Genomic DNA, 18,412 nt, shown 5'->3' on the forward strand with positions numbered 1-18,412 from the left:
CCGCGGTCACGGTACGCGCACGTCGTGATGCTGCTCGGCGAAGTGCCGGTCGGCGTCGGTCAAGTCCGCGTCGCGGACGGGCGAGACGAGCGTCCAGTGCTTGCCGACCGGGCAGCGCTGCCAGCGCGCCATGCCCAGGCGCACCGCCTTCAGCGACGCCCCGGGGATCCAGATCGTCGTGAAGTAGTGGCCGTCGCGGCACCGTACGATCGTTTCGCCACCGATCTTGTAACCCGCGATTCGGGCGACGACGGTACCCACGACGAGCGCGGAGACGACGAAGGCCGCGATGGCCGCCCGCGCTTGCGAGCCCTGCGGTCCGGCTGCTTGTCGGTGTCCATACATACTCATCACTATCCCCTCGCCCACACCGGGGCGCGAGGGGACGAGAGTCCCGCGGCCGGGTGTCTTCAGGCCGCGGCGATCGACAGTCCGTCGTCCGCGTCTGCCACGTCGACGCGCACGGTGGTCCCATCGCGAACCTGGCCCGAGAGGATCGCCTTCGCCAGCTTGTCGCCGATCGCCGACTGCACCAGGCGGCGCAGCGGCCGGGCGCCGTAAGCCGGGTCATAGCCGGTCAGCACCAGCCAGTCCCGCGCCGCCGCGGTCACGTCGAGCGTCAGGCGCCGGTCAGCCAGCCGGCGCTGAAGCCGGGTGACCTGCTGCTCGACGATCTGGCCGAGTTCCTCGGTGCCGAGCGCGTCGAAGAGCACGATGTCGTCGAGCCGGTTGAGGAACTCCGGCTTGAAGGTCACGCGCACCAGGTTCATCACCAGGTCGCGCTTCTTCTCCTCGGCCAGCGCCGGGTCCACCAGGAACTGCGAGCCCAGATTCGAGGTCAGGATCAGGATGGTGTTGCGGAAGTCGACGGTTCGGCCCTGGCCGTCGGTGAGCCTGCCGTCATCGAGAACCTGGAGCAGGATGTCGAAGACCTCAGGGTGCGCCTTCTCCACCTCGTCCAGGAGCACCACCGTGTACGGCCGCCGCCGCACCGCCTCGGTCAGTTGGCCGCCCTCTTCGTAGCCCACGTATCCGGGCGGGGCGCCCACCAGGCGCGCGACGGTGTGTTTTTCGCCGTACTCGGACATGTCGACGCGAACCATCGCGTGTTCGTCGTCGAACAGAAAATCCGCCAGCGACTTCGCCAGCTCGGTCTTGCCGACGCCGGTCGGGCCGAGGAACAGGAATGATCCGGTCGGGCGATCCGGGTCAGAGATCCCGGCGCGTGCTCGGCGTACCGCATCCGACACCGCGCGTACCGCGTCGAGCTGGCCGATCAGCCGCTTGCCCAGTTCCTGTTCCATCCGCAGCAGCTTCGCGGTCTCACCCTCGAGCAGCCGGCCGGCCGGAATACCCGTCCACGCGGCCACCACCTCGGCCACGTCGTCGGGACCAACCTCCTCCTTGACCATGGTCTCGCGCGAGTTCGCGGCCTGCGACGCCTCGGCGAGCTCCCGCTCGGCCGCCGGGATCTCGGCGTACATGAGCCGCGATGCGGCCTCGAAATCGCCGTCGCGCTGCGCCCGATCCGCCTGCCCGCGCAGGTCGTCCAGCCGCTTCTTGAGTTCGCCGACCCGATTGAGTCCGGACTTCTCCTGCTCCCAGCGCGCATTGAGGGCGCTCAGCTGCTCCTGGCGGTCCGCCAGTTCCCGTCGGATGCGATCGAAACGCTCTTTCGAGGCGGGATCCGACTCCTTGGCCAGCGCCAGCTCTTCCATGCGCAGCCGGTCCACGGCCCGCTGCAACTCGTCGATCTCCACCGGGCGCGAGTCGATCTCCATGCGCAGCCGGGAGGCCGCCTCGTCGATCAGGTCGATCGCCTTGTCCGGCAGGAAGCGAGCGGTGATGTACCGCTCCGACAAAGTGGCCGCCGCGACCAGTGCCGCGTCCGAGATCTGCACCTGGTGGTGCGCCTCGTAGCGGCCCTTGAGCCCGCGCAGGATCGCCACCGTGTCCTCGGCGGAAGGTTCGCCGACCAGAACCTGCTGGAAGCGTCGCTCCAGCGCGGGGTCCTTCTCGATGTGCTCCCGGTACTCGTCCAGCGTGGTGGCGCCGACCATCCGCAGTTCGCCGCGCGCGAGCATGGGCTTGAGCATGTTGCCGGCGTCCATCGCGGACTCGCCGGTCGCGCCCGCCCCGACGACCGTGTGCAACTCGTCGATGAAGGTGATCACCTGGCCGCCGGAGTCGCGGATCTCCCCGAGTACGGCCTTGAGCCGTTCCTCGAACTCGCCGCGGTACTTGGCCCCGGCCACCATCGCGCCGAGATCCAGCGAGACCAGCCGCTTGCCGCGCAGGGATTCGGGCACATCGCCGGCCACGATCCGCTGTGCCAGCCCCTCGACGACCGCCGTCTTCCCGACGCCGGGCTCGCCGATCAGCACCGGGTTGTTCTTCGTGCGCCGCGAGAGCACCTGAACCACACGCCGGATCTCGGTGTCCCGACCGATCACCGGGTCCAGCTTGCCCTCCCGGGCGGCCGCGGTGAGGTCGAGGCTGTACCTCTCCAGGGCCTGGAACGTGGCCTCCGGATCGGGGGAGGTGACCCGGGCGTTTCCGCGCACCTTGGTGAACGCCTCGCGCAGGGCCTGCTGCGTCGCGCCGGCGTCGCGTAGTAGCGTCGCCGTCCGGTCGCTGCCCGCAGCCAGGCCGGTGAGGATGTGCTCGGTCGAGACATATTCGTCGTCGAGGCGGCGCGCCTCGTCGGCGGCTTGGTTCAGTGCGGTGATCGCGGCGCGCGCCAGTTCGGGCGCGGCCACGGTCGAGCCGGCCGCCTTCGGCAGTGAGTCGACCAGGCGCTGGGCCTCGGTGGTCAGCCGGGCGCGGTCGGCGTGGACGGCCTCCAGCAGCGGCCTGGCTGTCCCGTCCTGCTGCGACAGCAGGGCAAGGAGCAGGTGCGCGGTCTCCACGTGGGGGTTGCCCGCCGCAGCCGCCGAACGGACGGCTACGGAAAGCGCCTCCTGCGATCGAGTCGTCAGCTTGTAAGGCTCCATCACGTGCTCCTGGTCCCGTAGTCCCTATGCTGCCGCGGTCTTCCCGTCAATAGGCACCTTGATCGGCACTCTCAGCGCTGCTGCGGCTTCCAGACGACGAGCGCCGTGGACGTGCCGAAGGCCGGCAGCGCCGGAAGCAGATCCGGCCGGTATGCCGGGCTGCCGGCGGATGCCGCGTGTGTTCCGGCGGCCAGGTCCGGCTGCTGCGCCGGCACGGCCAGCGGGATGGATGTCGCGCGGGCCATCGCCAGGCTCTCCTCCAGTTCGGCTACCCGGGCGCTGAGCGCGTCGACCTGGTCCTGAAGCTCGCGGATCCGCTTGATGCCGGCCAGGTTGACACCCTCGTCCTGGGAGAGCCGCTGCACTTCGCGCAGCCGCTCGATGTCCCGCGCCGAATAGCGCCGCCCGCGGCCGGGCGCGCGATCGGGGCTGACCAGCCCGAGTCGGTCGTATTGCCGCAGCGTCTGCGGGTGCAGGCCGGAGAGCTCGGCCGCGACCGAGATCACGTAGATCGCCTCGTTGCCCGCCGGCAGGCCGCCGGGGTGCGCGTCGTCCCGCAACATTTCAGCCCTCTCCCTTCGCCGCTTCCAGCAGTTCGCCTCGCACGTCGTGATCGGCGGTAGCGTCGCGGTACTTCTCCAGGGCCGCGCTCGCGGCCTCGCTCAGCTTGGTCGGCACGGCCACCTCGAAGGTGACCAGCAGGTCACCTCGGGTGGCGTCCTTGCGCGGAGCGCCCTTGCCGCGCACCCGCAGCGTGCGCCCGTTGGCGCTGCCCGCCGGGAGTTTCACCGTGACCGGCATCCCGCCGAGCACCGGGACCTTGATGTCCGCCCCGAGGACCGCCTCGGGGTAGGTGACCGGGACGGTGACGGTCAGGTTGTCGCCGTCCCTGCCGAAAATCCGGTGCGGCCTCACGTGCACCACCACGTACAGATCTCCCGCCGGTCCGCCGCGCTCACCGGGAGCGCCCTTGCCTTTCAGCCTGATCCGCATTCCGTCGCGCACGCCCGACGGAATGCGCGCCTGGAGGGTCCGGGTCGAGGCGGCGCGGCCCGAGCCGTGGCAGGTCGGGCACGGCTCGTCCACTACCAGGCCGCGGCCCTTGCACTCCCGGCAGGGTTCCGAGAACGCGAAGCCGCCCTGGTTGCGGCTGACCTGCCCGGTTCCTGAACAGTTCGGGCACACCCGCGGGGTCGTGCCGGTCTTCGCACCGGTGCCCGCACACGCCCTGCACGGGTGTTCACTGGTCATCCGCAGTGGGATGGTCACGCCGTCGATCGACTGCATGAACGTGATCGTGGCCTCGGTCTCGACGTCCGCGCCGCGCCGGCCCGGGGTGGTCTGGGTCGTGCCGGTCCGGCCGCGGTTGAAGATGCCGCCGAGGATGTCGCCGAGCCCGCCCGCGCCGCCGCCGGTGTTGCCGAGCAGGTCGCCCAGGTCGAACGGAAACCCGCCGGCCGGGTTGTTGCCGCGGAACCCGCCGCCGAACAGGGACCTGGCCTCGTCGTACTCCTTGCGCCGCTTGTCGTCGGACAGCACGTCGTACGCCTCGGAGATCTCCTTGAACTTCTCCTCGGCGGCGGCGTCGCCCTTGTTCGCGTCCGGGTGGTATTGGCGGGCCAGCTTTCGGTACGCCTTCTTGATATCGGCCGCGGGAGCGTCCTTGGGGACGCCGAGCACCTTGTAGTAGTCCTTCTCCAAGTAGTCCTTGGTGCTCATCTCAGGTTCGCCTCTGCTCCTTGCGGTGCTCGAAGATCGCTGTGCTGCCGGGCGGCGTGGACGCCGACCGGCTACTCGTCCGGCTCTCCGGGCTGGGCCACGGTGACCCGGGCCACCCGCAGGATCCTGTCACCGAGGCGGTACCCGGGCTGCAGGATCTCCACGCAGGTGTCCTCCTCGACGTCCGGGGACACCGTGTGCATGAGCGCCTCGTGCACGTTGGGGTCGAACAGCTCGCCGGTCGCGCCGAACTGTTCGAGCCCGAGCTTGGCCAGCGAGTTCTCGAGCGACTCGGCCACCTGCCGGAATCCGCCCTCCAACTCGCCGTGCTCGCGGGCGCGGCCGATGTCGTCGAGCACCGGCAGCAGCCCGGTGAGCACTTTGCCCAGGGCCATCTCGGCGACCGCGGTCCGGTCCCGCTCCACCCGGCGCCGGTAGTTCACGTACTCGGCCTGAAGGCGTTGCAGGTCGGCGGTGCGCTCGCCGAGCTCGGCCTGCGCGCTTTGCAGTTCGTTGGTGCGCTCGGCCAGTTTGGCCAGCAGTTCGGCCACCGCGAGATTCGCGGCCGGGTCGCCGTGCTCGCCGCCGATCGCCTCGTTCACCCGCTCGGCGAACTCCTCGCCCTCGACCTGCGGGGCGGCCTCGAAACCCTCGTCCTCGCCGTACTGGCGGGCGTCCTCGCCGGCGTCGCGGCCGGGGTGGTAGAGGTCGTCGCTCACTTTCTTCTCTTCTCCTGGAGTCGATCGATCGGGGGCCGGGTCGGGCCGGGGCGGGTGCGGGCCGTCGCCGCACACCCGGCCCGCGATCCCGTCCCGTGGAACGCGGTTCGCGCGGCGCGCCGAGGGGAACCCCGCGGCGCGCGCCCGTCCGTGTTCGACAAGGCTGCTTTCAGCCGTTCTTGCCCTCGTCGACGATCTCGGCGTCGACCACGTCGTCGGACTCCTGCTGCGCGCCGCCCGACTCGGCGCCACCGCCGGTCGAGGACTGCGCGGCCTGCGCCTGCTGCGCTTGTTCGTACAGGGCGGTGCCCAGCTTCTGGCTGGTGGTGGCCAGCTTCTCCGCGGCGCTCTTGATCGCCTCGACGTCGGTGCCGCCCAGTGCGCTCTTGGTGTCCGCGATGGCCGATTCGACCTCGCCCTTGACGTCCGCCGGGACCTTGTCCGCGTTGTCCCGCATGAACTTCTCGGTCTGGTAGACCAGCCCCTCGGCCTGGTTGCGCGCCTCGGCCTCCTCACGGCGGCGGTGGTCCTCCGCCGCGTACTGCTCGGCCTCGCGCATCATCCGGTCGATGTCATCCTTGGGCAGCGCGGAGCCGCCGGTGATGACCATCGACTGCTCCTTGCCGGTGCCCAGGTCCTTGGCCGAGACGTTCACGATGCCGTTGGCGTCGATGTCGAAGGTGACCTCGATCTGCGGCAGACCGCGCGGCGCCGGCGGCAGACCGGTCAGCTCGAACATGCCCAGCCGCTTGTTGTAGGCCGCGATCTCGCGCTCGCCCTGGTAGACCTGGATCTGCACGGAGGGCTGGTTGTCCTCGGCGGTGGTGAAGATCTCCGAGCGCTTGGTCGGGATCGTGGTGTTGCGCTCGATCAGCTTGGTCATGATGCCGCCCTTGGTCTCGATGCCGAGGGACAGCGGGGTGACGTCGAGCAGAAGGACGTCCTTGACCTCGCCCTTGAGCACGCCGGCCTGCAGCGAGGCGCCGATCGCGACGACCTCGTCCGGGTTGACGCCCTTGTTCGGCTCCTTGCCGCCGGTCAGCTCGCGCACCAGGTCGGCCACGGCCGGCATCCGGGTCGAGCCGCCGACCAGCACCACGTGGTCGATCTCGCGCACCGAGATGCCCGCGTCCTTGATCACGTTGTGGAACGGGGCCTTGCAGCGCTCCAGCAGGTCCGCGGTCAGCTGCTGGAACTGGGCGCGAGTGATGCGCTCGTCCAGGTGCAGCGGACCCTCGGCGGAGGCGGTGATGTACGGCAGGTTCACCGTGGTCTCGGTGGAGGAGGACAGTTCGATCTTGGCCTTCTCGCCCGCCTCGCGCAGACGCTGCATGGCCATCTTGTCCTTGGACAGGTCCACGCCGTGCGCGTTCTTGAACTGGTTGACCAGGAAGTTGACCACCGACTGGTCCCAGTCGTCGCCCCCGAGGTGGTTGTCGCCGTTGGTGGCCTTGACCTCGATGGTGGAGAAGCCGTCCTCGTCCTTGCCGACTTCCAGCAGTGAGACGTCGAAGGTGCCGCCGCCGAGGTCGAAGACGAGGATCATCTGGTCGCCCTCGCCCTTGTCCAGCCCGTAGGCCAGCGCCGCGGAGGTCGGCTCGTTGATGATGCGCAGGACCTTGAAGCCCGCGATCTCGCCGGCCTCCTTGGTCGCCTGGCGCTCGGCGTCGGAGAAGTAGGCCGGGACGGTGATGACGGCGTCGGTCACCTTCTCGCCCAGGTACGCCTCCGCGTCGCGCTTGAGCTTCTGCAGGATGAAGGCGCTGATCTGCTGTGCGGTGAAGGTCTTGTCGTCGATCTGGATCTTCCAGTCGGTGCCCATGTGCCGCTTGACGGAGCGGATGGTGCGGTCGACGTTGGTCACCGCCTGCCGCTTGGCCACCTCGCCGACCAGCACCTCGGCGTTGCGGGCGAACGCGACCACCGACGGGGTGGTCCGGGCGCCCTCGGCGTTGGTGATGACGGTGGGCTCGCCACCTTCGAGGACGGAGACGACCGAGTTGGTCGTTCCAAGGTCGATGCCGACCGGACGTGCCATCGTGGCTTCCTTAGGGTTGCTCGTCGCTGCTTCTGCCTGGGGCCGGGCTCAGCGGCCGAGCCGCGCCGCGGCGGCCCGCTTGAGTCCAGTCGACTCAACCATAAGGGTTGAGGCTGTTGGACTCAACTTCGCCGGCGGCTGCGCTATTCCCCGAGCTTGACCTGTGCTTTCCCCTCGGCGACGAGCAGTCCCCGCTTGAACGTGCCGGCCACGAGCGGCACGCCGGGTCGGTAAGACAGGTGCAGGTATGACGGCGCGTCCAGGACCGCGAAGTCCGCCCGGGCGCCGACCGTGAGGTGGCCGACATCCGTTCGGCCGAGGGCGCTTGCTCCGCCGAGCGTCGCGGCGAGCAGCGCCTCCGCGGGCGACATGCGCATCTCGCGTACCGCGAGGGCGATGCAGAACGGCATCGACGAGGTGTAGCAGGAGCCCGGGTTGCAGTCGGTGGCGAGGGCGACGACAGCGCCCGCGTCGATCAGGCGCCGCGCGTCCGGGTAGGGCGAGCGGGTCGAGAATTCAACTCCCGGTAGGAGCGTCGCCACCGTCGATGATCTGGCGAGCGCCGCGACGTCGTCGTCGGTGAGGTAGGTGCAGTGGTCGGCGGACGCGGCGCCGTACTCGACGGCGAGCTGTACTCCCGGGCCGCGCCCGAGCTGGTTGGCATGAAGCCTGACCGGGAGGCCGCGGGATACCGCCGCATCGAGGATCAGACGCGACTGCGCCTCGGAGAAAGCGCCACGCTCGCAGAACACGTCCACGTAGTCGGCGTGGGGTGCGCAGGCTTCGAGCATCGGCCCGCGCACCAGGTCGACGTACTCGTCGCCCCGCCCGGAGAACTCCGTCGGCACGACGTGCGCGCCCAGGAAAGTGGCCACGTCGCATTCCTCGCGCGCGATGCGGATCGCGCGCACCTCGTCCTCGACGGTGAGTCCGTATCCTGTCTTGCATTCGACGGTGGTGGTGCCCTGGCGGGCCATTTCGGCGACGAGGCTGCGCACGTTCGCCCGCAGCCGCTGATCGTCGGCGGCGCGTGTCGCGGCGACCGTCGTGCGGATTCCACCCGCCGTGTAAGGCGACCCGGTCATGCGTGCCTCGAACTCGGCAGCTCGCTCTCCGGCGAACACCAGGTGCGCGTGACTGTCCACGAAGCCCGGGACCACCGCCCGCCCGCCGAGGTCGATCAGGGTGTCCGCGGCAGGCGCCCGCGCCGCCGGACCCACCCACGCGACGTGCCCGTCCTGCACCACGAACGCGGCATCGCGCAGTACTGACAGTGCTCCCCGTGGGCGCCTCGCTTCCAGGGAACTGTTTTCCACAGGCTGTGGACGGCCCGTGGCCAATTCGCCGATCCCGGTGACAACGGCCGTATCAGACACGCGTGTTTCCCCGGTACAGAGCATTGATAGCCGTGCCCAGCCGCCGGGCCGGATCGTCCACAAGCCTGTGGATACCGTCCCGCACGATGACCCGTCCGCCCACGACGACGTGCCGCACGTCCGCCGCCGTGGCCGCGTAGATGACCGATTCGGCGGCCACGTCCACGCTGGTACCGGTCAGCCGGATCGAGTCGAGTCCCACCGTGGTGAAGTCGGCCAGTGCCCCGGCGTGCAACCGCCCGGCGCCGTCCCAGCCCAGCGAGCGCTGACCGGCCAGGGTCGCCGCGTCGAGCAGATCCGTGCTGGGCCAGTGGCCGCGCCGCTCGGTGCGCAGCCGTTCGTCCAACTCCATCGCCCGCGCCTCCTCGAAAAGGTCGATGACGGCCTGGCTGTCCGAGCCGAGCGCGATAGGGGATCCGGCCTCGAACATCGTGCGCGCCGCACCCACGCCGTCGGCCAGATCGCGTTCCGTGGTCGGGCACATGCACACGCGCGTCGCCGAGTCGCCGAGCACCTCGATGTCGGCCTGTGACAGATGGGTGGCGTGAACGGCCGTCGTCCTCGGTCCCAGCGCGCCGGAGGACTCGAGCAGTTGCGCGGGTGTGAGCCGGTAGCGCGCGAGGCACGCCTCGTTTTCGGCCCGCTGCTCGGAGAGGTGCACGTGCAGCGGCGCGTCGAACTTCGCGGCCGCGGCGGCGACTGTGCCGAGTTGATCCTTGGGTACCGCGCGCACCGAGTGGATCGCAGCGCCGATGATGACGTCTGTTTCGTCTGCGTACGCGGCGCGCAGACTCTCCACCCGCCGCGCCCACTTGTCCGCATCGCCGTCGGAGAAGCGCTGCTGCGTGGTGTTGAGCGCTGCCCTACCCGACCGCGCGTGAATACCGCCGGTCAGGTAACAGGTGTCCAGCAGCGTGATCCGCAAGCCGGCGGCGCGCGCGGCGTGGATCAAAGCGTGGCCCATCGCATTCGGGTCGGCATACTGGGCGCCGCCGTGGTCGTGATGTGCGTAGTGGAACTCGCCTACCGAGGTGATCCCCGCCAGCGCCATCTCGGCGAACACGCCGACCGCGAGCGCGAAGTACGAGTCCGGATTCAGCCCGGCCATCGCCTGGTACATCTGCTCGCGCCAGGTCCAGAACGTGCCCTCGCCTATCTGTGTGCGGCCGCGCAACGCCCTATGGAAGGCGTGCGAGTGCGCGTTCGCCAGGCCTGGGAGAGTCAGCCCGGCCAGCCGCACCGCGTCCGCGGGCGCGGGGACGCCCAGAGCGACGGCGGTGATGCGATCGCCTCGCGTCTCGATCAGGACATCGGTCTCGACCATGCCCGCGACGTAAGCGGCCTCGGCGTGCCATCGCCTTGCGTCCGCGACCGTAGTTCCCGTGCTCACGGTTTCCGTGTGCCGTGCCCGCGTGTCGTCCATCCCCAGCACCGCCTCAAACCCCCGATCCCGCGCCCGGCGCCCCGGCGAGCCGCGCGACGACCTCGGCCAGTGCCGCGACCCCGGTGAGACAGTCCGCCGTCTCCGCGTGCTCGGCGGGCGTGTGGGACAGCCCACTGGGATTGCGCACGAACAGCATCGCGGTCGGCAGCTCGGCGGCAAGGATGCCCGCGTCGTGCCCGGCGCCGGTAGACAGTTGCGGAATCGGACCGAAACGCTCGGCCAGCGTGTCGCGGATCGTCTCGCGCAACGTATGGTTGAACTCGACGATAGCGGTACGTGACTCGTTGACAACCGTCAGGGTTGTGCCGTCGCGTTCGCAGCGTTCACGGCCGGCCGCCTCGATCCGCTCGACCACGGCGTCCAGCGCCTTCTCATCTGCGGCGCGGCTGTCCAGCCAGGCGGTGACCCGGGACGCGATCGCGTTGGTGCCGTTCGGTTCGACACTGACTTTGCCGAAAGTTGCCAGCGCGCCGCCGAGCCGCGCCTTCTTGCGCGCGGATAGCACGGTGTGCGCGTAGGTGAGCATCGGATCGCGCCGGTCGTCGAGCGCGGTGGTTCCGGCGTGGTTCGCCTCACCGGTGAAGTCGAAGCGCCATCGGCCGTGCGGCCAGATCGAACCCGCCACGCCGAGCGGGGCGCCCCGGTCGATCAGGTCTCTGCCCTGCTCGATGTGCAACTCCACGAACCGGCCGATCGCGCCCAGCCGCGCGTCGTCCCGGCCGAGAGCGTCAGGATCCTGTCCTGCGGCTTCCATCGCGTCGGCCATCCGCACACCGTCCGCGTCGCGCAGCGCGCGGGCCCTCGCCGCGTCCAGTTGCCCGGTCATCAGGCGAGAGCCGGCGCAGGCCACGCCGAAGCGGGCTCCTTCCTCATCGGTGAAGTTGGCGATCACGACCGGCCGGTGCGGCTTCCAGCCGCGCGCACGCAGCAGGTCCACCGCGGACAGTGCGCTGATGACGCCCAGCGGGCCGTCGAAGGCGCCGCCGTCCGGAACGGAGTCGAGATGCGAGCCGACCGCCAGCGCGCCGCGCGCCGCCGGCTCCGCGCATCCGCCGCCGGGTTCGTCGGACCCGGGCAGCCACCAGGCCCACTGGTTTCCGTTGCGGTCCGTCTCGACGGTGAGCCCGCGATCGGCGGCCTGCGCGGAAAACCAGTCCCGGCAGGCCAGGTCCGACGGGGTCCACGCGAAGCGCCGATAGCCGCCGGTCGACGGGTCTCGGCCGATGTCCGCGAGCGAGGACCACAACTGCGCGAACCCGGTCGCCTCCGCGGCCTCGTTCACGCGCCTTCCCGAAGCGGACCGGGTGTCAGCATCGGAATGGTCACGGATCGTTCCTCGGCGACCTCGACCGCGCGGTCATAGCCGGCATCGACGTGGCGGATCACGCCCATGGCCGGATCGTTCGTCAGCACGCGTTCCAGCTTCGCGGCGGCCAGCGGCGTGCCGTCGGCGACCGATACCTGGCCGGCGTGGATCGAGCGGCCCATGCCGACCCCGCCGCCGTGGTGGATCGACACCCACGAGGCGCCCGAGGCCACGTTGACCATCGCGTTGAGCAGCGGCCAGTCCGCGATGGCGTCCGATCCGTCGAGCATCGCCTCGGTCTCCCGGTAGGGCGAGGCGACCGAGCCGCAGTCAAGGTGGTCGCGGCCGATCACGATCGGGGCCTGGATCCGACCGGAGGCGACCAGTTCGTTGAACCGCAGCCCGGCCAGATGGCGTTCGCCGTAGCCGAGCCAGCAGATGCGCGCGGGCAGGCCCTGGTAGTGCACCCGCTCGCCGGCCATCCGGATCCACCGCGCCAGTGACTCGTACTGCTGATTCTCCTGGGAAGGGAACAGGTCCAGCACCGCGCGGTCGGTCACCGCGATGTCCGCCGGGTCGCCGGACAGAGCCGCCCAGCGGAACGGCCCCCTGCCCTCGCAGAACAATGGTCTGATGTACTTGGGCACGAAGCCGGCGAAGTCGAAGGCGCGGCGGTAACCGGCCAGCTTGGCCTCGCCGCGGATCGAGTTGCCGTAGTCGAAGACCTCCGCTCCCGCGTCCTGGAAGCCGACCATCGCCTCCACGTGCTTCGCCATCGACTCGCGTGCCCGTTGCGCGAAGTCCTCGGGCTTGTCCGCCGCGAAGGACTTCATGTCCTCGAACTCGACACCCAGCGGCAGGTACATCAGCGGATCATGCGCGGACGTCTGGTCCGTGACGATGTCGATAGGTGCGTTACGCGCCAACAGTTCCGGTACGAGTGCGGCGGCGTTCCCCAGCACGCCGATCGACAGAGGACGACGCGCGTCACGAGCCTCTACTGCCAACTGAAGTGCGTGATCGAGCGAATCCGCCTTCACGTCGAGGTACCGGTGCTCCATCCGGCGGCTGATCGCTCGGGGGTCGCAGTCGATGCAGATCACGACGCCGTCGTTCATCGTGACGGCCAGCGGCTGGGCGCCGCCCATTCCGCCGAGACCGGCCGTGAGCGTGATCGTCCCCGCGAGTGAACCGCCGAATCGTTTCGCGGCCACCGCGGCGAACGTCTCGTACGTACCTTGCAGGATGCCCTGTGTTCCGATGTAGATCCACGAACCCGCGGTCATCTGGCCGTACATGATCAGGCCGAGCGCGTCGAGTCGGCGGAACTCGTCCCACGTCGCCCAGTCGCCGACCAGGTTCGAGTTGGCCAGCAGCACGCGAGGTGCCCATTCGTGCGTCCGCATGACGCCGACCGGCTTGCCCGACTGCACCAGCATCGTCTCGTCGTCCCGCAGGGTGGTCAGAGTCCGCAGCAGCGCGTCGAACGAAGCCCAGTTCCGTGCCGCCTTGCCGGTGCCGCCGTAGACCACCAGTTCCTCGGGGTGCTCGGCGACCTCGGGGTCGAGGTTGTTCTGAAGCATCCGATACGCGGCCTCCTGGGGCCAGCCGAGGGTGTTGAGGCTGGTGCCGCGCGGGGCGCGCACCGTACGCGGACCGGTCATGCGCGAGGTTCCCTCTCTTGCCGCAATTCGGAGCTTGACGATTGTCGGGACTGCTCGCAGAGGCTGCCGAAAGCTGTTCGCAGTACTCGTGCCCGCAGCCGGGGCCCGTGAACCCCGAGACATGTTATGCAATCATTCAATGCTGCGGCCAACCGTATGATCCCATTCAAGATGTCATCGCCGTCACACACAGGAGCAGCCATGACCAGCACCGTCCACCTCGGTCCCGGGCCCGGCAGCTTCACAGACCTCAGCTTCGCCGAGATCGAGGCGGTCGCCCGCCGGGGTGCGCGGGTCGAGCTGACTCCCGCCGCCCTCGACGCGCTCGGCCGGGGTCGCGCCACCGTGGACAAGCTCGCCGCCGCCCCGACTCCCTCCTACGGGATCTCCACCGGATTCGGCGCGCTGGCCACGCGGCACATCGACCCCGCATCGCGCGCCGCGCTCCAACGTTCGCTGATCCGCTCACACGCGGCCGGAATGGGGGACCTGGTCGAGCCCGAGGTCGTCCGCGCGCTGATGCTGCTGCGCCTGAAGACTCTCGCCACTGGCTACACCGGCGTGCGCCCCGTGGTCGCCGAGACCATGGCCGCGCTGCTCAACCACGGCGTAACTCCGGCCGTGCGGGAATACGGCTCACTCGGCTGTTCTGGCGATCTCGCCCCGCTCGCGCACGTCGCGCTGGTGCTCATGGGCGAGGGCGAGGTGATCGGCGGGGACGGCAAGCCGGCCGAGGCGGGCCCGGTCCTCGCCGAGTGCGGGATCGCGCCGCTCGTGCTGGAGCCGAAGGAGGGCCTGGCGCTGATCAACGGCACCGACGGCATGCTGGGCATGCTCGTCCTGGCGCTACGTGACTTCACCCGGCTGCTCAAGCTCGCCGACCTGACCGCGGCGATGAGCGTCGAAGCGCAACTCGGCACGGATCGCGTGTTCCTGCCTGAACTGCAGGCGATCCGTCCGCACCCCGGTCAAGCCGCTTCCGCCGCGAACCTGCTCACGCTGCTTAGAGACTCGGGCGTGGTCGCGTCACATCGCGGTCCTGACTGCAACCGCGTGCAGGATGCGTATTCACTACGCTGTGCCCCACAGGTAGCCGGCGCTGCCCGTGACACGCTCGCGTACGCGACGCTTGTCGCAGAACGTGAACTCGCGTCGGTCGTCGACAACCCCGTGGTGTTGCCGGACGAGGACCGGGTCGAATCCAACGGCAATTTCCACGGTGCCCCGGTCGCGTTCGTGCTCGACTTCCTCGCCATCGCCGCCGCCGAGGTCGGCTCCATCGCCGAACGGCGCACGGACCGGATGCTCGACGTGGCCCGTTCGCACGGCCTGCCGCCCTTCCTCGCCGACGACCCCGGCGTCGACTCCGGCCTGATGATCGCCCAATACACCCAGGCCGCACTGGTCTGCGACAACAAGCGGCTGGCGAACCCGGCGAGCGTGGACTCGATCCCGTCCTCCGCCATGCAGGAGGACCACGTGTCCATGGGCTGGTCGGCGGCCCGCAAGCTGCGCACCGCCCTGGACAATCTCGCCCGCATCCTGACGATCGAGCTGGTGACCGCCGCCCGCGCACTTGAGCTGCGCGCTCCGCTCAAGCCGGCCTGCGGAACCGCCGCTGCGATCGCGGTGCTCAGGCAGCGAGGCGTAGGAGGGCCGGGCCCGGATCGGTACCTTTCGATCGAACTGAGGGCAGCCGAGGATGCGGTACGCGACGGCGCCGTGCTAGCAGCGGTCGAAGAGGCTGTCGGTGCGCTGCGATAAACAGAAAGCGTACAAGAGCGAAACTGGCTTATCCTTCCAATTCCTGATCTAGGGCAAGACTCGAGTGGCGGTGCGACGGGCGCAGTCCGGTAAACGCACACGCAACGAGCCGGTTGTGGGCGGAGGTGACGGATGTGGGAGCGGTGATGCCCGACCCGACCGGCTTCCTCGACGCGCCGGCCAGTTCCACCGAGCAGGTGCTCGGCCTGCTCGACGGCCGCCGCCTCTCGCCCGCACAGCGTCGCATCGGCCAGTTCCTCATCGACCACCTGGCCGAGGTGGTGTTCATGTCCAGCGTCGACCTGGCCGAGCGGGTGGGAGTGAGCCAGCCTTCGGTTACCCGCTTTGCGGCCGCGCTCGGGTTCTCCGGGTATCCGGCGCTGCGTGACGCGCTCAAGGGCATCGTGCTCGGTTCGGTGGGCGAGTCTCCGGAAGAGGTGCGCCGCAACGAGTTCCAGGCCGCGATCGCCGCCGAGCAGGCCAATCTCGCCGCCCTGCAACGCCTCGCCGCCGTCCCGGACCGCCTGATCGAGACCGGCCGGCTGCTGGCCGACTCCACTCCGCTGGCCGTGCTGGGCCTGCGGCTCTCCCAGCCGGTCGCGCATTACTTCGCGTACAGCGCGCAACGGGTGCATCCGGACGTACGGCTCGTCGGCTCGGCGGGCACCGCTGCGGACGACGCACTGCTCCAGGCCCGTCAGGCGGGCGCACGGTGGCTGGTGGCCTTCGTCCTGCCGCGCTACGCCCGGGAGGCGCTGACGGCGATCCAGCACGCCCGCGCGCTGGGCCTGAAGATCCTGCTGGTCACGGACAATCCGCTGGTCCCGTTCGCCGGCTCGGCCGACGTGCTATTGCCGGCCGCGGTCGGTTCGCGGCTGGTGTTCGACTCGCACGCGGCGCCGATCGTACTCGCGTCGCTCCTGGTTCAGGCGATCGCAGACGCGGCGCCGGAGCGCACTCAGGCCCGGCTCGAAGCGTATGAGTCGCTCAGCGAGACCCACGCGTTTTACAGCTAGGCCCTCATCCGGCGCTGCTTCTCAAACACGGCTCAGAGGTCACTCAGAGGGTGACCAACGGCACGCCGGCGCATGTTCGCGACGTAAGTTACCGGCGAGTAGAGTTCCCTGTGATCTCCGTACCCTCAACAGATCACGCACCCACACAGGAGCACGGGCGGACCATGCACATCGCCGCGATCATCATCTCCTTCGGCATGACCGCGGTCGGTCTCGCGTTGTTCGCGCGCGTGCTGAGCCGGATGTACCGGCTGATCACGGCCGGCCAGCCGGCCCCTGGACGCACCGGCGACCCGGCGGCGCGCACCCGGAACACGGTGCGCGAGTTCCTCGGGCATACTCGGCTGGCCCGTCGTGGCAAACGATGGATCGGTGTGGCGCACTGGGCCGTCATGGTCTCCTTCGGACTGCTGTTCTTCACCTTGGTCAACGCGTTCGGCCAGCTGTTCGACGCGCGTTTCCAGCTGCCGCTGATCGGACGGTGGTGGCCGTACGAGTTCGTCACGGAGTTCTTCAGCGTTGTCGGCCTGCTCGGCATCCTGGGCCTGATGGCAGTGCGGTTGGTCAATCGGCCGAGTCGTTCGGCCGACGCGCGCGCATCGCGCTTCTACGGCTCGGTCATGTGGCAGGCGTACTACGTCGAGTACACGATTCTCGGCGTGCTCATGTGCGTCCTGGCATTGCGCGGCATCGAGAACGCTCTCGAGGACGGCGGACGCTTCTCTGCTCACTTCTTCTTCTCTTATCCGCTCTCCCGTCCTTTCACCGGGGCGTCGACCGGCACACTGGTGAACCTGGTCTACCTTGTCGCGACGCTGAAGATCACGATCTCCCTCGCCTGGATGATCACCATCTCGCTCAACGCGAACATGGGCGTCGCCTGGCACCGCTTCCTCGCCTTCTTCAACATCTGGTTCAAGAAGAAGCGGGACGGCGGCACGGCGCTCGGCGCCCTCAACCCGATGCTCTCGCACGGCGAGGTGGTCGACTTCGAGGACCCGAAGGAGGACGACGTCTTCGGCGTCGGCAAGGTCGAGGACTTCACCTGGAAGGGCCTGCTGGACTTCTCCACCTGCACCGAATGCGGACGCTGCCAGGAGCAGTGCCCGGCCTGGAACACCGGCAAGCCGCTCTCGCCGAAACTCCTCGTGCTCTCGCTGCGCGACCATGCCCACGCCAAGGCCCCTTACTTGCTGGCCGGCGGCGCCGAGAACGCGCCAGGCGAGCAGGCCGCCAGCCCGGACCGGCTCGCCGCGGTTCCGGCCTCCGCGCTCGCCGAGGCGCAGCGGCCGCTCGTCGGCTCGCCGGAGGGCAACGCCGTCATCTCAGCCGAGGCGCTGTGGTCGTGCACGACCTGCGGCGCGTGTGTCGAACAGTGCCCGGTCGACATCGAACACGTCGACCACATCGTCGACCTGCGGCGCTACCAGGTGATGATCGACTCCTCGTTCCCGTCCGAGGCCGGCACGATGCTCAAGAACCTGGAGAACAAAGGCAACCCCTGGGGCGTGCCGGCCAGGGCGCGGCTGGAGTGGATCAGCGAGGTCGACTTCGAGGTCCCGGTCCTCGGCGAGAGCATCGAAGACCTCCGCGACACCGAGTACCTGTACTGGGTGGGCTGCGCCGGCGCACTGGAGGATCGGGCCAGGAAGACCACCAAGGCGTTCGCCGAACTGCTGCACATCGCGGGCGTGAAGTTCGCCGTTCTGGGCGGCGGCGAGAGCTGCACCGGAGATCCGGCTCGCCGCCTGGGCAACGAGTTCCTGTTCCAGATGCTCGCGCGGCAGAACATCGAAGTACTCAACGAGGCGTTCGGCGGCGCGCCCGTCAAGAAGATCGTGGCCACCTGCCCGCACTGCTTCAACTCGCTGGCCAACGAGTACCCGCAGCTCGACGGCATGTTCGAGGTCGTCCATCACACTCAGCTGCTCGACCGCCTCGTCAGCGAGGGCCGGCTGACCGCGGTCACGCCGGTCGACCAGAACATCACCTACCATGATCCCTGCTATCTCGGCCGGCACAACAAGGTCTACACGCCGCCGCGCGAGATCATCGCCAAGGTTCCCGGGCTGCGCAACACCGAAATGCACCGCTGCAAGGAGCGCGGCTTCTGCTGCGGCGCGGGCGGCGCGCGCATGTGGATGGAAGAGCGGATCGGCAGGCGGATCAACACCGAGCGCGTGGACGAGGCGCTGTCCACGAACCCTGACGTGATCTCCACGGCCTGCCCGTACTGCCTGGTGATGCTCGGCGACTCGATCACCGCGCGCAAGCAGGCGGGCGAGGTCCCCGAGTCTATGGAAGTGGTCGACGTCTCGCAGCTTCTGCTGCGTTCGGTGAAGCGGCCGAACCACCCCGCTCACCCCGCTCACC

Annotated in this window: 13 protein-coding genes; 3 read left to right on the forward strand and 10 right to left on the reverse strand. The window is 69.3% G+C overall.

The genetic code is table 11. The features are described 5' to 3' along the window. Positions 1–6 precede the first annotated feature (6 nt). The 10 genes from KGA66_RS03735 to hutU all read right to left on the reverse strand — a co-directional run bounded on the left by KGA66_RS03735 (position 7) and on the right by hutU (position 13,259). Positions 7–351, reverse strand: coding sequence for a hypothetical protein (locus KGA66_RS03735; protein WP_211464487.1), 345 nt, complete (start codon positions 349–351; stop codon positions 7–9). A 59-nt stretch (positions 352–410) separates the two neighbouring features. Continuing rightward, complete coding sequence (gene clpB / locus KGA66_RS03740) at positions 411–2,993, reverse strand: ATP-dependent chaperone ClpB (RefSeq protein WP_211464489.1); 2,583 nt, start codon at positions 2,991–2,993, stop codon at positions 411–413. A 71-nt stretch (positions 2,994–3,064) separates the two neighbouring features. Beyond that, on the reverse strand, positions 3,065–3,556 hold the full coding sequence (locus KGA66_RS03745) for a heat shock protein transcriptional repressor HspR (protein ID WP_211464491.1): 492 nt from the start codon (positions 3,554–3,556) through the stop codon (positions 3,065–3,067). A gap of 1 nt (position 3,557) precedes the next feature. Further along, the gene (dnaJ, locus tag KGA66_RS03750; RefSeq protein WP_211464493.1) at positions 3,558–4,712 is read right to left on the reverse strand and encodes a molecular chaperone DnaJ; all 1,155 of its coding nucleotides are present in this window, start codon (positions 4,710–4,712) and stop codon (positions 3,558–3,560) included. A 71-nt stretch (positions 4,713–4,783) separates the two neighbouring features. After that, positions 4,784–5,431: a nucleotide exchange factor GrpE gene (grpE, locus tag KGA66_RS03755; RefSeq protein ID WP_312886724.1), complete on the reverse strand. Its 648-nt coding sequence runs from the start codon at positions 5,429–5,431 to the stop codon at positions 4,784–4,786. A 169-nt stretch (positions 5,432–5,600) separates the two neighbouring features. Continuing rightward, entirely contained in the window at positions 5,601–7,469 is a 1,869-nt protein-coding gene (gene dnaK, locus KGA66_RS03760; protein ID WP_211464494.1) for a molecular chaperone DnaK, read from the reverse strand. A 143-nt stretch (positions 7,470–7,612) separates the two neighbouring features. Continuing rightward, positions 7,613–8,869 carry an imidazolonepropionase gene (gene hutI, locus KGA66_RS03765; RefSeq protein ID WP_211464496.1) on the reverse strand — a complete coding sequence of 419 codons (1,257 nt, stop codon included), beginning with the start codon at positions 8,867–8,869 and terminating at the stop codon, positions 7,613–7,615. Further along, positions 8,838–10,268, reverse strand: coding sequence for a formimidoylglutamate deiminase (locus KGA66_RS03770; protein WP_211464498.1), 1,431 nt, complete (start codon positions 10,266–10,268; stop codon positions 8,838–8,840). The genes hutI and KGA66_RS03770 overlap by 32 nt, the downstream gene beginning before the upstream one ends. A 13-nt stretch (positions 10,269–10,281) precedes the next feature. Further along, positions 10,282–11,571 carry an allantoate amidohydrolase gene (locus KGA66_RS03775; RefSeq protein WP_211464500.1) on the reverse strand — a complete coding sequence of 430 codons (1,290 nt, stop codon included), beginning with the start codon at positions 11,569–11,571 and terminating at the stop codon, positions 10,282–10,284. Beyond that, positions 11,568–13,259: a urocanate hydratase gene (hutU, locus tag KGA66_RS03780; protein WP_211464502.1), complete on the reverse strand. Its 1,692-nt coding sequence runs from the start codon at positions 13,257–13,259 to the stop codon at positions 11,568–11,570. The genes KGA66_RS03775 and hutU overlap by 4 nt, the downstream gene beginning before the upstream one ends. Before the next feature lie 201 nt (positions 13,260–13,460). On the opposite strand from hutU, the gene hutH reads away from it, so the two are divergent. The 3 genes from hutH to KGA66_RS03795 all read left to right on the forward strand — a co-directional run. Then, the gene (gene hutH / locus KGA66_RS03785) at positions 13,461–15,023 is read left to right on the forward strand and encodes a histidine ammonia-lyase (RefSeq protein ID WP_211464504.1); all 1,563 of its coding nucleotides are present in this window, start codon (positions 13,461–13,463) and stop codon (positions 15,021–15,023) included. Between the two features lie 146 nt (positions 15,024–15,169). After that, positions 15,170–16,039 (forward strand): MurR/RpiR family transcriptional regulator, encoded by an 870-nt coding sequence (locus KGA66_RS03790; RefSeq protein WP_211464506.1) that lies wholly within the window; start codon positions 15,170–15,172, stop codon positions 16,037–16,039. A 164-nt stretch (positions 16,040–16,203) separates the two neighbouring features. After that, positions 16,204–18,412: (Fe-S)-binding protein (locus KGA66_RS03795; RefSeq protein WP_211464508.1), on the forward strand; the 2,209-nt coding region annotated here is incomplete at its 3' end.

Source organism: Actinocrinis puniceicyclus (assembly GCF_018283645.1).
Lineage (GTDB): Bacteria > Actinomycetota > Actinomycetes > Streptomycetales > Catenulisporaceae > Actinocrinis > Actinocrinis puniceicyclus.